Raw genomic sequence first — 14,396 nt, 5'->3', positions numbered from 1 at the left:
AAACCAATCTAACCCAAAAATAACTGGTAAGCCGGATTCTGGCTTTCATCAAAATAAGGGTAGCCCAATTGCTTGAGAAACTGCTCAAAAGCAACCTTCTCTCCTGGTGGCACTTGCATCCCGACCAGCACGCGCCCGAAATCTGCGCCATGATTGCGATAATGAAATAAGCTGATGTTCCAATTGTGACCCATGGATTCCAGAAAGTTCAGTAACGCGCCGGGTTTTTCCGGAAACTCGAATCGATATACCACTTCATTATGCGCTTCTGGTGCGTGGCCGCCAACCAGGTAACGTAGATGCAATTTGGCCATTTCATTGCCGGTCAGATCCAGGGTATGCAAGCCAGCCGTTTCCAGTGTGCGCTGAATGTCAGCGGATTCGGCCGGATTATGGACCGAGACACCGACAAAGATATGCGCCTGTTTTGCATCTGCATAACGGTAATTGAACTCGGTAATACTCCGGTTACCAAGTAAACGGCAGAAAGTCTTGAACGCGCCTGGTGTTTCCGGAATGGTGACGGCAAACACCGCTTCCCTATGCTCGCCCAACTCGGCCCGTTCAGCGATAAACCGCAAACGGTCAAAATTCATATTGGCACCGGAGGCGACGGCAACCAGGGTTTTGCCCTGCAACTGATGGCGCTCAGCATAGGCTTTCAAACCTGCCAGTGCCAGCGCGCCAGCGGGCTCCAGGATACTGCGCGTATCTTCAAAGACATCCTTGATGGCGGCACAGATTTCATCATTGTCGACCACGATCATTTCGTCGACATATTGCTGTACCAGCGCAAACGTATGTTCACCCACCTGTTTCACTGCCGCCCCATCGGCAAATATCCCGACTTGTTCCAGCATGACGCGTTGCCCGGCTTGCAGGGATTGTGTCATCGCATCCGCATCTTGCGCTTCTACCCCAATGACCTTGATTTCCGGACGCACGGCCTTGATATAGGCAGCCACCCCCGCCAGCAAACCACCACCGCCGACGCAACAGAAAACCGCCTCAATCGGCTCGACATGATCCTGCAAGATCTCCATCGCCAATGTGCCCTGCCCCGCGATCACATCGGGATCATCATAGGGATGCACAAAGGTCAGGCCTTCGCTTTTCTCGACTTCCAGCGCATGCGCATAGGCATCGGAATAGCTGTCGCCACTCAACACCACCTCTGCGCCACGCGCCCTGACTGCATTGATCTTGATCGCAGGTGTCGTTGTCGGCATCACAATCACGGCGCGACAGCCCATTTTTTGCGCACTCAGCGCGACCCCTTGCGCATGGTTACCCGCGCTGGCACAAATGACGCCACGCGCAAGCGCTTCCTGGGACAGGTTGGCCATTTTGTTATAGGCGCCACGCAGCTTGAATGAGAAAACCGGCTGCATATCTTCCCGCTTGAGCAGGACACGGTTGCGTAAACGCATGGTCAGGTTGGGCATCTCATCGAGTGGGGTGTGCCGGGCAACGGCATAGACTTGGGAGTGTTCGATTTTTTCGCGGTAGTCAATGGTCATGAAATGCTTTGAAGTTTTAAAACGGCAAGGTTGCAGTGTATGATAGAGAATTGTTTGTATTATAAAGAATTAATCAAGGATTGAAGCAGATGGCGATGGATAAAGCACAACAAGACGCACTCAAACTGGAAGTGGCGAAAGCAGCAGTTAATTATGTAAAAGACGGCATTATCGGTGTGGGTACTGGCTCAACCGCCAACTTTTTCATTGATGAACTCGCCAAGGTAAAACACAAAATCCAGGGGGCGGTTGCCAGCTCCGAAGCGACTGCACAGCGCTTGCGCAGCCACGGCATTGAAGTATTTGACTTGAACAGTGTCGACAGCCTGGATATTTACGTCGACGGCGCTGACGAAATTACCGAACACATGCATATGCTGAAAGGCGGCGGTGGTGCATTGACTCGTGAGAAAATCGTGGCCGCGGTGGCTAAATCATTTATCTGTATCTGTGACGAAAGTAAGTTTGTTCCTGTACTGGGTAAATTCCCGCTGCCAGTGGAGGTCTTGCCGATGGCACGTAGCCAGGTGGCACGCGCACTGGTCAAACTGGGCGGGCAGCCTAAATTGCGTGACTTCACGACTGACAATGGCAACATTATTCTCGATGTGCATGGCTTGACCATTAGCGACCCGATTGAGCTGGAAACAAAAATCAACCAGATCGCCGGCGTAGTGACCAATGGCCTGTTTGCAGCACGCCCCGCGAATGTCTTGTTACTGGCCACGGCAAACGGTGTCAAAACCCTGACGAAATAATTGAAACCATCGCGCCAAAATTATCATAAAGTTGTCATATTGGGCTGCTAAGCTGCTCCAGCACAATATTTAGGAAAATACGTCATGCAATTTGAACATACCTCAAAACAATATGATGTTGAACTGGAGTCAGTCCGCTCCAAAGTACTGGAAATGGGTGGCCTGGTTGAACAGCAAATTGTCAATGCGCTGGAAGCCCTTACGGGCGCAGACATCAAGCTTGCCAAAGATGTCATGGCGCGCGATACCCGTGTCAACGCACTGGAGGTACAGGTAGATGAAGATTGCAGTCATATCATTGCGCGCCGCCAGCCAGCTGCGCGCGACCTGCGCATGATCATGATGATCGTAAAAACCATTACCGACCTGGAACGTATTGGTGACGAGGCGACCAAGATTGCCCGTACGGCACAACGCATTTACGAGCAGGACCGCCTGTACAAACCCCGTTTTAACGAGATTAAAAGCATGGTGGGTATTGTGCGTGAAATGCTGCGTACTTCACTGGACTCTTTCGCACGCCTGGATGTGAGCCAAACGGTAGAAGTGGCCAAACAGGACGAGCAAGTGGATGAACAGTTCCGTGCCGCCATGCGCCAGTTGATTACATTCATGCTCGAAGATCCACGCACTATCTCCATGTCACTGGAAGTGCTGTTTGTAGCCAAGGCGATTGAGCGTATCGGCGACCACGCCAAAAACATTTCGGAATATGTGGTGTACATGGTGAAAGGCAAAGATATCCGCCATACCAGTCTGGAAGATATCAAACGCGAAACCATGTCCTGATTTGCGGGAATACTGGCCGTTCAAAATAAAAAAGCACTCACCAGAGTGCTTTTTTACCGGCAACGAGTTGGCTCAGGCGCCGGGTGGAACATACCCACTGGCCACATCCGCCCCCTCACCAAAGAAATACTTTTCGGTTTGCTCAGCCAGATATTTTCTCGCACTCGGATCAGCCAGGCTCAGGCGGTTCTCATTTACCAGCATCGTTTGTTGCTTGAGCCAGCCCGCCCAGGCCTCCTTGGACACATGCATATAAATCCTTTTGCCGAGTTCGCCAGGATAGGGTGGAAAATCCATGCCTTCCAGCTCTTTGCCCAGTTTCACGCATTGCACCATTCTTGCCATGTTTATCCTTCATTCACTGCTAAAAGCGTTATCATAGCGCATGTTAAAATGTGATGTAGATTTTTAGAGAGTTTCCATGCAAAACAAACCCGCTCCCTCGCACGAAGAAAGCCCATTTAAAGGCAAAACCGGGCTCCGCCGCCTGGTCAATGCGTTTGGTTACTCCATGGATGGGTTTAAAGCCGCTTACCGCCATGAGGACGCTTTCAGGCAGGAAGTCTGGCTCTCGCTGGTGTTGATTCCACTGGCCTTTTACTTGGAAACAGAAGCGATGCATCGCATCCTGATGGTAGGCAGCGTGTTGCTGGTCATGATTGTCGAACTACTGAACTCTGCCGTGGAAGCTGTGGTAGACCGCGTATCGATTGAGCGCCATGCACTGGCCAAACGCGCCAAGGATATTGGCAGTGCAGCGGTATTACTGGCCCTGATTAACCTGGGGGTGGTTTGGGGCCTGATTTTACTGACCTAGGCTTGGTGAACATGCCGGAAAGCACACAATAAAAAAGGTTGGCATTGCCAACCTTTTTTAATTTCTGCAGATCAACCGCCTAGAAATCCGCCCTGGCGCCGATCAATATGGAACGTGCACCTGCCGGTGAAATATCCTTGAGGAAAGAAGCGTGCTCGCGGATTTCATCATTGAGCAGGTTATTCGCTTTGGCAAACACCTGGACATGATAGGTGTTCAACGGCAGCTTGTAGGCCACCAGTGCGCTCAGGTTGGTATAGCCATCGGTTTTCAGCTCGTTTTCTGCTACATCGCTTTGCTTGAATGCATGCAATACATCCACACGCGCATTCCAGGCACCCAGACGGTAATCCAGCCCACCGCCTAGACGCAAGGGAGAAATGCGCGGCAGATAGTCATTGTTACGTGTATCCTTGGCATGCACATAGTCACCGCGCATTTTAAGCGTCCATTCGTCATTCAGCGCAAATTTTCCTTCCATTTCCAGGCCGGTAAATAAAGCCGGGACGGCCTGGAAATTGGCAATCGCCAAGCCGGTGCCCGGATCGGTTGCCCCGGAGTTAAATAAGCCAATGAAATTCTGGAAACGGGTCGCATAAGCTCCCAAGGTAATACTATTCCCATTAGACTTCCACTTTAATTGCGCATCAATGCCGTTTGATATTTCCTTGTTCAGATCAGCATTACCAATTTCAAACTGGTCGGTGGCAACATGTTCGCCATTGGCATACAGCTCGAAATAACTGGGCGCGCGTTCATTATGCGACAAGTTGGCGGTCGCACTCCATGCGTCATTAATGGTATACAGGCCGCCCAAGGCCAGACTGTTGGGATTAAAACGGTTACTGAACGCCTGGGTAAAGACATCGTCAGCACTGGAGTTTACCGAGCTTTCCCCTACACGGGCACCAAAAGTAATCTTATGCCGGTCAATCGGTAACTCTTCATACACATACACGGACTGTGCCTGTGTCACGACGCTGGGGACAAACGCTTCTTCACCAAGTGCTTGGAAGCGGGTGTTCTGGAACTGGTAACCCACCACGCCATTCACCCCTGCCCATGGCACATGCGTGGCTTCCAGGCTGCCTTCCATGCCACGGTTTTTGAACGTGGTGCCAATTTCACCCCCCTCAATCTCGACATGCTTGTAATCGGTATGCGCCATACGTAATTTGATTTTCTGGATAGGGCCGCTTAACTCTCTTATCTCACCCGCCACTTCCCAACGCTCCTGGTCCATGTCGATACGGACATCGTCTTCATTGACCACCCCATAATTGTTGTTCAGGCTGGCATAGGAAATACCCAGGTAACCAGTATCAAACGTCCAGGCTGCCCCCAGCGCACCGCCATTGGCAAGCGCAGAACTGTTATTCAACTTGCCATCCCCTTTTTCATCTCGCGGTGTACCATCTGCCCGACTCTTACGTTTTGAAACAGCATACCCGGGAATTTCTAGGTTGCTGGTTTCGCGCGTGTAGACATCGGCATGGATCGCAAACACGCCATTGCCGGCATCCATCACGGCGGCACCGTTACGCGTATTGTCCGGGCCGCCAAACTGGGCTTCGGCACGGCCGGTCATGCCATCCAGGGACTCTTTGGGAATACGGTGGTCGATGGCATTGACTACACCCCCGACCGCGCTGCCGCCATACAGTAACGCAGCCGGCCCCCGCACCACGTCGATCTGCTCAATCACCAGGGGATCGACTGCCACGGCATGGTCAAAACTCAGGGAACCGGCATCCAGAATGCCAACACCATTCTGCATAATGCGCACTCGCTCACCATCCAGCCCCCGGATTATCGGGCGGGAGGCATTGGGTCCGAACTGGGTAGCAGTTACGCCTGGAATTCCATTCAAGGTTTCACCCAAAGTATTCTGTCTGCGCAAACTGAGTTCGCGCCCACTCAAGACAGATACCGGTACCACCATATCATCCGAAGCGACGCCGAGTGGGTTACCCGTCACAGAAACATTATCGATATCCAGCGTCTGGCTTTTTTCTTCAGCATACAGGACAGATGGGAAAACTAGCGCTGTACTCAGCGCCAGCCAGATAGGGTTTACTCTTAACGCAGAAGCACACGCAATATGCTTGGTCATATTCATTCTTTCTCAACAATTAGCCTGCCCGCAGCCATAGCGATAAACCACATGCCTATGCGGTAGCAAACTCTGCAGACAATAATTCAACTGCGCTCAAGGCGCATATTCAAGGGAGTTAAGACTGAATGAAAGCCGGTGGGGCGCGTGCGGCATAAAGCCGCTCAAAGGGTTGGGCAAACGAGTGGGAAACAAAACTGTAAGCAGGTTCGACACCTGCCATCAGCGGACACACCAGGGGAGTGGATGGTACGGCACCGGCAATCAGTGAGAGGCCCAGGCATAGTGTACAAGGCTCGCTACCTGTTTGTTTGTGGTCAGGCTGTGACTGACCGGTGAGATCTTTTAAGTGGCTGATTTCATGCGCAGCCATACCGATTTGCGTGACTGCAAACAGCATGGAAAGAAACACATAAATATAAAACCGCTTTAACATGCCGGATATATTAACATATTTATGCAATTTTGTTGCAAATACACCCCTAACGACCAATCAACACCTGCAATATCGACTCAACGGCAAAGGCATTATTGCCGGGCACATAACCGCCTTCCAATACCCAGACAGTACGGCCCTGGGCATATTGATTGGCCAAATTCACCAGTGCCTGCGCAATCGCCGCATAGCCCGCCTCTGAATAACGCAACCCGCCCAGCAGATCTCCATGATGTGCATCCAGGCCCGCTGACACCAGAACCAAGTCTGGCTTGAACTGTTGCATGGCCGGTGCTAATTGGGCAGAGAGCGTTGACAGCAGAATGGACTCATCGCTGGCTGGCGGCAGATCGATATTAATCGTATAACCTTTACCCTTGCCGTGCCCAGCTTCTTCTGGTCGCCCCGAGCCGGGATACAGCGGATGCTGGTGCGCACTGAAATAAAATACGCTGTCATCCTGATCAAAAATATCCTGTGTGCCATTTCCGTGGTGCACGTCAATATCCACAATCAGGATGCGCCGAACAGCATATTGCTTTTGGGCATACCGCGCCGCCACAGCCACATGATTATAAATACAAAAGCCCATCCCCCGATCCCTGGTGGCATGATGCCCAGGTGGCCTGACCAATACAAATGCACTTTTGCTTTGATTTTGCATCACGGCATCGACACCAGCTATCGCCGCACCACTGGCCAATTTGGCAATCTCCAGTGAATGTCTCGAAATGACAGTATCACCCGTACTCAGTAGCTGGTATTCATGTGCGCCAAGGGGCCGTTGCTCGGCCTCTAATAAATCCAGGTAACCGGCCTGGTGCACACGCAATAAATCTTCTTGGGTAGCCGCAGAAAAAGTTGGCCAGCGCAAACTGGCATTGAGAGCTTCATTTTGCTGGAGTTGCCGTACGATACTGGCCAGTCGGTCAGCATTTTCCGGATGTCCTGGCCCGGTATCATGCATCAGGAAACGATCACTGTAGAGTACCGTTACCGGCGAGGCTTCTATGGCGCCTAGCGGGAATGCCAGCAGTAGCAATAGACCCAGGAAATAGCCTTTTAAGCAGATACGCATACTTCCTCCTTAGCACGTGACGTACTTTGGGATGGTCAGGCTCATGAAAACCTGAATGAACGTGAGGGTGGTCTATAAATTGACGACGCGTTTAGGTGCGATACGCCCATTGGCGAGTTGCACGCCTACCCCTAGAAATAAGCCAGCCTCACTATAGACCCGTATTTCACCATCAGGGATATGGCCAGCTAACCATACCGGGTTACCTTGCTTGAAATAATACGCGGCATCCGCATGCAACTCCACCTTGGGTAAGGCATTAATTGCGGTATCAACCGGCAGCAGCAAGGCATCACGTGCCTCCATGGTCATGGCCTCCAGCGCTGCGATAGTTACCGTATGCGCAATCTGGTAAGTTGCGGTAGCCGTCCGGCGCAGATCCGTCAAGTGAGCGCCCACTGCCAGCAATTTACCAATATCTTCAGCCAATGTACGGATGTATGTGCCCTTGCTGCAAGTCACTTCGATATTCGCAATATTGTCCCGGCAATCCAGCAACTTCATGGCATAAATTGTCACCTGCCGTGGTGTTCGCTCCAGCTCCACGCCTTCACGTGCATAAGCATACAACGGCTTGCCATCCACCTTGAGTGCAGAATACATGGGAGGAATTTGCGTAATTGCACCAGTCAGGGATGGCAATACGGCTTCAATTTCATGCGGTTGTACATTGCATGCCACAACCTGCAATATCTCGCCCTCCCTATCACCCGTCGTGGTGGTCTCGCCAAACTTTACCGTGGCAATATAGGTTTTATTTTCGTCAGTCAGATGCTGGGCAAACTTGGTGGCTTCGCCAAAGCAGATGGGCAATACCCCGGTCGCCAGCGGATCCAGGGTACCTGTATGACCAGCTTTTTGTGCCTGGTACAGCCATTTGACTTTCTGCAGCGCCTGATTGGATGAAAAGCCATGCGGCTTATCCAGCAATAACACACCGTGGACGGCGCGTTTAATGCGTTTGGTCTGCATGGGGAACTATTCTTGCGAAGGAGTATCGGGAGGGGTCTGCTCGGACATCGCTTCATTAATCAGCTTGTCCATCTGCATGCCACGGTCTATGGATTCATCATAGACAAAATGCAATTGCGGCACGGTGCGTATCATCATGCGCTTGCCCAACTGGGAGCGCAGAAAGCCAGCAGCCTTTTCCAGCCCGGCCTGCAGGCCTTTGCTGTTTTTCTGGGCGGTGTAAAAGACCTTGGCATGTGCCATATCGCCAGCCACCTCAACCCCGGTCAAGGTGACCATTTGCACACGCGGATCTTTGACCTCGAACATGAGCAAATCCGCCAGTTCACGGCGCATTTGCTCAGAGACACGGTCGTTACGGGAAAACGCTTTAGCCAATTAAAAAGCTCCTGACCCTAAACCCTGAATGAGGCTAGGCCTCGCACAAAAAATGGAGCACAGCATATCTTGAATATGTAAGCGAACATTTTTGGGGTGACATCTCTCCAGCAAGGCCTGCATCATGACGAATTCTAAAGTCATTGCCTTGAAATTAGAGGGTGCGTGCCACTTCAACGACTTCATACACTTCCAGGATATCGCCTACTTCAATGTCATTATAGTTCTTCAATGACAGGCCACACTCAAAATTGTTCTTCACTTCCTTGACGTCATCCTTGAAGCGTTTCAGTGAATCCAGCTCACCGGTATGGATAATTACGTTATTGCGCAGCAGGCGGACCTTGGAGTTACGTTTAACCACGCCATCCTGCACATAACAACCCGCAATCGAACCCACTTTGGAGATCTTGAAGACTTCACGGATTTCAACCGTACCGATCATCTGTTCTTTCTGCTCTGGCGCCAGCATACCACCCAGTGCAGCCTTGATCTCATCCACGGCTTCGTAAATGATATTGTAGTAGCGCAAATCGACATCCAGGTTTTCCACCAGTTTGCGTGCACCAGCATCGGCACGGACGTTAAAACCAATCAATACCGCCTTGGAAGCCGCAGCCAGATTGACATCAGACTCACTGATCGCACCAACCGCAGTATGGATAATATTGACGCGCACTTCGCTGGTCGACAATTTTTGCAAGCTAGTAGCCAAGGCTTCGTAAGAGCCTTGTACATCTGACTTGATGATCAGGTTCAGTGTCTGCACTTCGCCTTCGGCCATCTGTTCAAACATATTTTCCAGCTTGGCGGCCTGCTGTTTGGCCAGCTTGACATCGCGGAACTTGCCCTGGCGGAACAAGGCAATTTCACGCGCCTTGCGCTCGTCATTCAGCACAATGGTTTCTTCACCGGCGCTCGGCACGTCAGACAAACCCAACACCTCGACTGGAATAGAAGGACCAGCTTCCTTGATGTCCTGACCATTTTCATCCAGCATGGCGCGCACGCGGCCAAACGCTGTACCAGCCAGCAACATATCCCCACGCCGCAAGATACCAGACTGTACCAATACGGTAGAAACCGGGCCACGGCCTTTGTCCAGGCGGCCTTCGATCACCAGGCCTTTGGCTGGCGTATTTTGTGGTGCTTGCAGTTCCAGCACTTCGGCTTGCAACAATACGGCTTCCAGCAACTCATCAATGCCTTTACCGGTTTTGGCAGACACCTCGCGGAACATAGTGTCACCGCCATATTCTTCCGGTACCACTTCATGGCTAATCAGCTCATTTTTCACGCGCTCAGGCTGTGCTTCCGGCTTATCAATTTTATTGATCGCCACCACGATAGGCACATTACCCGCTTTCGCGTGGTGGATCGCCTCAATGGTTTGTGGCATCACACCGTCATCGGCGGATACCACCAGAATCACAATATCTGTCGCTTTGGCACCGCGGGCACGCATGGCAGTAAATGCTTCGTGACCAGGGGTATCCAGGAAGGTCACCATGCCACGCGGCGTTTCCACATGGTAAGCACCGATATGCTGGGTAATGCCCCCTGCTTCGCCAGACGCAACACGACTAGCGCGAATATAGTCAAGCAAGGAAGTTTTACCATGGTCAACGTGGCCCATTACGGTCACGACAGGAGGGCGCGGCTCCATCACGGCCTCCACCACGTTATCGGTTTCTTCCAGGAAGCTTTCCGGGTCATTGGCAGCGGCAGCCTGGGCCTTATGGCCCATTTCTTCTACCAGGATTATCGCAGTATCTTGATCCAGCACCTGGTTAATGGTCACCATCATGCCCATTTTCATCAGGGCCTTGATTACCTCAGCGGCCTTGACAGACATTTTGTGCGCCAAGTCGGCCACGGAAATGGTTTCAGGCACCATGACTTCTTTAATCACGGGTTCAGTCGGCGCATTGAATGCGTGCTGATCATCTTTATGCAATTTGTGATGTTTGTTCTTGGGAGTGCGCCAGCCCTGGTTGGCACCACTAGCATCCCCACGAGTTTTGATGCCGCGTTTCTTGTTTTCGTTTTCGTTCCAGTCGCGGTTATCCGGCTTGGCTTTCTTGTCTTTGCTGTCTGCGGGTTTATCTGCCACTTTATTGGCAGGTTTATGCAGTGTTCCTTCTGACAGTTTACTTGCTGCAGGTTTGTTTTTAGCGGCTTCAGCCTCAGCCTGGCGTTTGACTTCTTCCTCAGCTCGACGCTGTGTCAGCGCCTGCCTGCGTTTTACATCCTCAGCCTGCAAAGCAGCCAGTTTGGCTGCACGGGCGGCTTCCTGCTCACGCAACGCAATTTCTTGCGCTGACAACACCACCGTTTTTTTACTGACTGGAGCCGGCGCGGGTGTTTCCACCGGTGCAGCGACCTCTTCAACCACCACCTCAGCCGCAGGTTCTTCTGGCACTGGCTCAACCTCAGGAATTTCCGGTGCTGCTTCAACCACCGCTTCGGGAGCTTCCAGGGGCACTTCAATAGCAGCCGGTAATTCTGCCGCCTCGATAGCGGAAGTCAACTCCGCTGAAGTGTCATAACCCGCCTCTTCAGGCCGTTCCAATACACGCTTTTTACGCACTTCGACCTGGATCGTACGTGCCTTGCCCGAACTATCGGTCTTCTTGATTTCGGTATTCTGCTTGCGTGTCAGCGTGATTTTGTTTTTAGGTGCATTAGCCGCGCCATGCTCCTTGCGCAAGTAATCCAGCAATGCAGACTTGTCACTTTCTTCCAAAAAATCATCCACAGACGTTTTGTTAACGCCCGCGCTTTTCAGTTGCTCGATCAACAGAGTCGTTGGAAGACCCAGTTCTGCGGCAAATTGTGCAACGGTTGAAAGTGCCATGTACTGCTCCAGTTCAATTACTTTATTTTCTAATTAAGAGGTATGCATGATGCTTGCCTGGCAAGGATTATTTAAACCAAGGGGCACGTGCCGTCATGATTAACGACTTGGCACGCTCATCATCCATGCCAGTCAGCTCAACCAGCTCATCCACTGCCAATTCCGCCAGATCTTCGCTGGAATGGATATTATTGACTGACAGTTTATGGGCGGTATCGGCATCCATGCCTTCCAATGTCATCAAGTCATTGGTGTCTTCTTCCACTTTTTCTTCCTTGGCAATCGCCTCGGTCAGCAAAGCAGCGCGGGCACGGGAACGCAACTCATTGATGGTATCTTCATCAAACGCTTCGATCTCAGCCATTTCAGCCATCGGTACATAGGCAATTTCTTCCAGCGTACTGAAACCTTCCTGTACCAGGATGTCGGCCACTTCATCATCCACATCCAGTTTTTCCATAAACAACTGGCTGATTTTTGCGTATTCGTCCTGGTTTTTCTGCGCAGCGGCTTCTTCTGTCAGGATATTCAAGCTCCAGCCGGTCAGCTCTGAAGCCAGGCGCACATTCTGGCCATTACGGCCAATCGCGACGGCCAGTTGCTCTTCGTTCACCACCACGTCCATGCTATGCGCATCTTCGTCAACAACGATAGAAGTGACTTCCGCCGGTGCCAGGGCATTGATCACAAACTGAGCAGGATCCATGCTCCACAATACGATATCCACACGTTCGCCACCCAGCTCTGAGGTTACTGCCTGCACACGGGAACCACGCATACCCACGCAGGTACCCACCGGGTCCAGGCGCTGGTCATTGGTTTTCACGGCAATTTTGGAACGCAAACCCGGGTCACGCGCTGCGGAACGGATTTCCAACAAACCCTCTTCAATTTCAGGTACTTCCAGCTCAAACAAACGCTTGAGGAAGTCAGGTGCCACGCGTGACAAAATCAGTTGTGGGCCACGGCCACCACGGTCCACACGCGACAGATAAGCACGCACACGGTCACCAACCCGCAGATTCTCCTTGGGGATCATCGCCTCACGTGGCAGCAAAGATTCAATACGACCAATTTCAATAATCGCATTGCCTTTTTCCATGCGTTTAATCACGCCGGTCACCAGACTTTCACCGCGGGCCAAAAAGTCCTGGATCATTTGTTCGCGCTCGGCTTCACGCACTTTTTGCAGAATCACCTGTTTAGCAGCTTGTGCACCGATACGGCCAAATGAAATAGACTCCAGCGGCTCTTCGTAATAGTCACCAATCTGGCGACCATTCGCACGCTCATCTTCCTCATCGAACTGATAAGTGGAGCTTTCCAGCAGATCATATTCCACATATTGCCAGCGCCTGAATGTTTTATAGTCACCCGACTCACGGTCAATCTCGACACGAATGTCAGCACCTTCTTCATGGTTCTTTTTAGTTGCCGAAGCCAATGCCAATTCCAACGCCGTAAAAATTACGTCCTTGCCGACATTCTTTTCATGTGCCAGCGCATCAACCAACAACAAAATTTCACGACTCATCGTAATCTCCAACTCACCGTACGGATTCACCAAACAAATTAATCAAAAACCGGGCTCAAGCGAGCCTTATCTATATTATCCAGCGACAGGCTGTATCTCCAGCCATCACATTCAATTACCACGTTGCCATCTTCAACGCCTTGCAGAATCCCCAAAAAGGTTTTTCTTGGCAAGGTAGTTGCCGTAGCTTTTGGACCATCATCCCGAATCCCCATGCGCAATTTCACTTGCGCGCGTTCGCCGACAAACCGGATAAAGTCCTGCTCCTTGCGCAACACGCGATCCAGACCGGCAGAAGACACTTCCAGCCGGTCATAATCAATATCCAACTCAACGGTCAGCACATTGCCAAGCTGGTTGCTGACCAATACACAATCGTCTATGGTGACGCTATCTTTCGTATCCTGAGGCACCAACTTGTCGATAAATACGCGTAATAACTTACCGCGATTGGCTACCTCAAAATCAACCAACTCGTACCCTAGCTGGGTCACCGTCTTTTCAACAACCGAATGCAAACTCTGCATGGCAGCCCTTAATTCCCGAATACAACGTCCAAAAACAAAAAATGGGCGTAACGCCCATCTATCTCAGCAATTATAACAAAATTCCTTTTAAATTCAAAGTCACACCTGACCGTGCATCGCACATAGTGCCATTAGCAATGGTTTTATTGGCGCTTGATTTAATTCATGATCACTTCCGGCTCTCTGATAATGATTCCAGGAGGGATGCTGTTTTGTGTTTTAAAAGCAAAACCCCTCAACACAATAATGCTGAGGGGTTTTCTGTAAGGAGCTTGGGGATGACCTACTTTCGCATACGAAGAGTACACTATCATTGGCGCAAGTTCGTTTCACGGCCCTGTTCGAGATGGGAAGGGGTGGTTCCAAACCGCTATTGTCCCCAAACATAACTGGTAATGTTATGCATGGTGCTGAGCCTGGTATTACTTTGGCCTCAGCCTGCTTTAACAAATTGGAAGAAGTAAAGGAAGTTTAGCTTTTCAGCTTTCAATGGGCAGGGTATGAAACAACTTGTGTTTCGTTTATCTTGATGATTGCCAAATCATATTGCTTTGAACTACACCTTATAGATTTTAGCTCCGACATAACCTAAAGGTTAGTCTTCACTGAAACTCCAG

At 51.1% G+C, this 14,396-nt stretch carries 13 protein-coding genes and 1 rRNA gene; 3 read left to right on the top strand and 11 right to left on the bottom strand.

Going from position 1 to position 14,396, the window contains the following annotated elements; translation table 11 throughout:
- Window positions 1-8: 8 nt before the first annotated feature.
- Entirely contained in the window at window positions 9-1,556 is a 1,548-nt protein-coding gene (gene ilvA, locus BLP53_RS06805; RefSeq protein ID WP_281203084.1) for a threonine ammonia-lyase, biosynthetic, read from the bottom strand.
- A gap of 59 nt (window positions 1,557-1,615) precedes the next feature.
- Here ilvA and rpiA point away from each other — a divergent pair, with 59 nt between their 5' ends.
- Both rpiA and phoU read left to right on the top strand, forming a co-directional pair.
- Complete coding sequence (rpiA, locus tag BLP53_RS06800; RefSeq protein ID WP_091471893.1) at window positions 1,616-2,278, top strand: ribose-5-phosphate isomerase RpiA; 663 nt, start codon at window positions 1,616-1,618, stop codon at window positions 2,276-2,278.
- 84 nt (window positions 2,279-2,362) lie between these two features.
- Entirely contained in the window at window positions 2,363-3,067 is a 705-nt protein-coding gene (gene phoU, locus BLP53_RS06795) for a phosphate signaling complex protein PhoU (protein ID WP_091471433.1), read from the top strand.
- 72 nt (window positions 3,068-3,139) lie between these two features.
- Here the strand turns inward: phoU and BLP53_RS06790 are convergent, their stop codons facing one another.
- Window positions 3,140-3,412 (bottom strand): oxidative damage protection protein, encoded by a 273-nt coding sequence (locus tag BLP53_RS06790; RefSeq protein ID WP_091471432.1) that lies wholly within the window; start codon window positions 3,410-3,412, stop codon window positions 3,140-3,142.
- A gap of 76 nt (window positions 3,413-3,488) precedes the next feature.
- Here BLP53_RS06790 and BLP53_RS06785 point away from each other — a divergent pair, with 76 nt between their 5' ends.
- Window positions 3,489-3,884, top strand: a complete 396-nt coding sequence (locus BLP53_RS06785) for a diacylglycerol kinase (RefSeq protein ID WP_091471431.1) — start codon at window positions 3,489-3,491, stop codon at window positions 3,882-3,884.
- A 79-nt stretch (window positions 3,885-3,963) separates the two neighbouring features.
- On the opposite strand, the gene BLP53_RS06780 is transcribed toward BLP53_RS06785, so the two are convergent.
- From BLP53_RS06780 to rrf, 9 genes are all read right to left on the bottom strand, one after another.
- Entirely contained in the window at window positions 3,964-6,003 is a 2,040-nt protein-coding gene (locus BLP53_RS06780) for a TonB-dependent receptor (protein WP_091471430.1), read from the bottom strand.
- 112 nt (window positions 6,004-6,115) lie between these two features.
- Window positions 6,116-6,433 carry a DUF2946 family protein gene (locus BLP53_RS06775; RefSeq protein ID WP_091471429.1) on the bottom strand — a complete coding sequence of 106 codons (318 nt, stop codon included), beginning with the start codon at window positions 6,431-6,433 and terminating at the stop codon, window positions 6,116-6,118.
- Between the two features lie 46 nt (window positions 6,434-6,479).
- Window positions 6,480-7,511: a histone deacetylase family protein gene (locus tag BLP53_RS06770; RefSeq protein ID WP_091471428.1), complete on the bottom strand. Its 1,032-nt coding sequence runs from the start codon at window positions 7,509-7,511 to the stop codon at window positions 6,480-6,482.
- A gap of 72 nt (window positions 7,512-7,583) precedes the next feature.
- Entirely contained in the window at window positions 7,584-8,483 is a 900-nt protein-coding gene (gene truB / locus BLP53_RS06765; RefSeq protein ID WP_091471427.1) for a tRNA pseudouridine(55) synthase TruB, read from the bottom strand.
- A 6-nt stretch (window positions 8,484-8,489) separates the two neighbouring features.
- Window positions 8,490-8,861, bottom strand: a complete 372-nt coding sequence (gene rbfA, locus BLP53_RS06760) for a 30S ribosome-binding factor RbfA (protein ID WP_091471426.1) — start codon at window positions 8,859-8,861, stop codon at window positions 8,490-8,492.
- Between the two features lie 154 nt (window positions 8,862-9,015).
- Window positions 9,016-11,718 (bottom strand): translation initiation factor IF-2, encoded by a 2,703-nt coding sequence (gene infB, locus BLP53_RS06755; RefSeq protein ID WP_091471425.1) that lies wholly within the window; start codon window positions 11,716-11,718, stop codon window positions 9,016-9,018.
- A gap of 67 nt (window positions 11,719-11,785) precedes the next feature.
- Window positions 11,786-13,252, bottom strand: a complete 1,467-nt coding sequence (gene nusA / locus BLP53_RS06750) for a transcription termination factor NusA (RefSeq protein WP_091471424.1) — start codon at window positions 13,250-13,252, stop codon at window positions 11,786-11,788.
- A 38-nt stretch (window positions 13,253-13,290) separates the two neighbouring features.
- A complete protein-coding gene (gene rimP, locus BLP53_RS06745; protein WP_091471423.1) occupies window positions 13,291-13,779 on the bottom strand; it encodes a ribosome maturation factor RimP in 489 nt (162 codons plus the stop codon).
- A 270-nt stretch (window positions 13,780-14,049) separates the two neighbouring features.
- Window positions 14,050-14,163 (bottom strand): 5S ribosomal RNA (rrf, locus tag BLP53_RS06740).
- Window positions 14,164-14,396 lie beyond the last annotated feature (233 nt).

Origin of the sequence: Methylophilus rhizosphaerae (assembly GCF_900100975.1) — a bacterium.
Classification (GTDB): Bacteria; Pseudomonadota; Gammaproteobacteria; order Burkholderiales; family Methylophilaceae; genus Methylophilus; species Methylophilus rhizosphaerae.
Note: the sequence above shows the minus strand (reverse complement) of the source record. Positions and strands in the feature narration are given on the sequence as shown.

What these genes read in the sequence shown, in the direction of transcription:
- rpiA (WP_091471893.1), top strand. Translation starts at nt 1,616, where the DNA reads ATGGATAAAGCACAACAAGACGCACTCAAACTGGAAGTGGCGAAAGCA.
- phoU (WP_091471433.1), top strand. Translation starts at nt 2,363, where the DNA reads ATGCAATTTGAACATACCTCAAAACAATATGATGTTGAACTGGAGTCA.
- BLP53_RS06790 (WP_091471432.1), bottom strand. Translation starts at nt 3,412, where the DNA reads ATGGCAAGAATGGTGCAATGCGTGAAACTGGGCAAAGAGCTGGAAGGC.
- BLP53_RS06785 (WP_091471431.1), top strand. Translation starts at nt 3,489, where the DNA reads ATGCAAAACAAACCCGCTCCCTCGCACGAAGAAAGCCCATTTAAAGGC.
- BLP53_RS06780 (WP_091471430.1), bottom strand. Translation starts at nt 6,003, where the DNA reads ATGAATATGACCAAGCATATTGCGTGTGCTTCTGCGTTAAGAGTAAAC.
- BLP53_RS06775 (WP_091471429.1), bottom strand. Translation starts at nt 6,433, where the DNA reads ATGTTAAAGCGGTTTTATATTTATGTGTTTCTTTCCATGCTGTTTGCA.
- BLP53_RS06770 (WP_091471428.1), bottom strand. Translation starts at nt 7,511, where the DNA reads ATGCGTATCTGCTTAAAAGGCTATTTCCTGGGTCTATTGCTACTGCTG.
- truB (WP_091471427.1), bottom strand. Translation starts at nt 8,483, where the DNA reads ATGCAGACCAAACGCATTAAACGCGCCGTCCACGGTGTGTTATTGCTG.
- infB (WP_091471425.1), bottom strand. Translation starts at nt 11,718, where the DNA reads ATGGCACTTTCAACCGTTGCACAATTTGCCGCAGAACTGGGTCTTCCA.
- nusA (WP_091471424.1), bottom strand. Translation starts at nt 13,252, where the DNA reads ATGAGTCGTGAAATTTTGTTGTTGGTTGATGCGCTGGCACATGAAAAG.
- rimP (WP_091471423.1), bottom strand. Translation starts at nt 13,779, where the DNA reads ATGCAGAGTTTGCATTCGGTTGTTGAAAAGACGGTGACCCAGCTAGGG.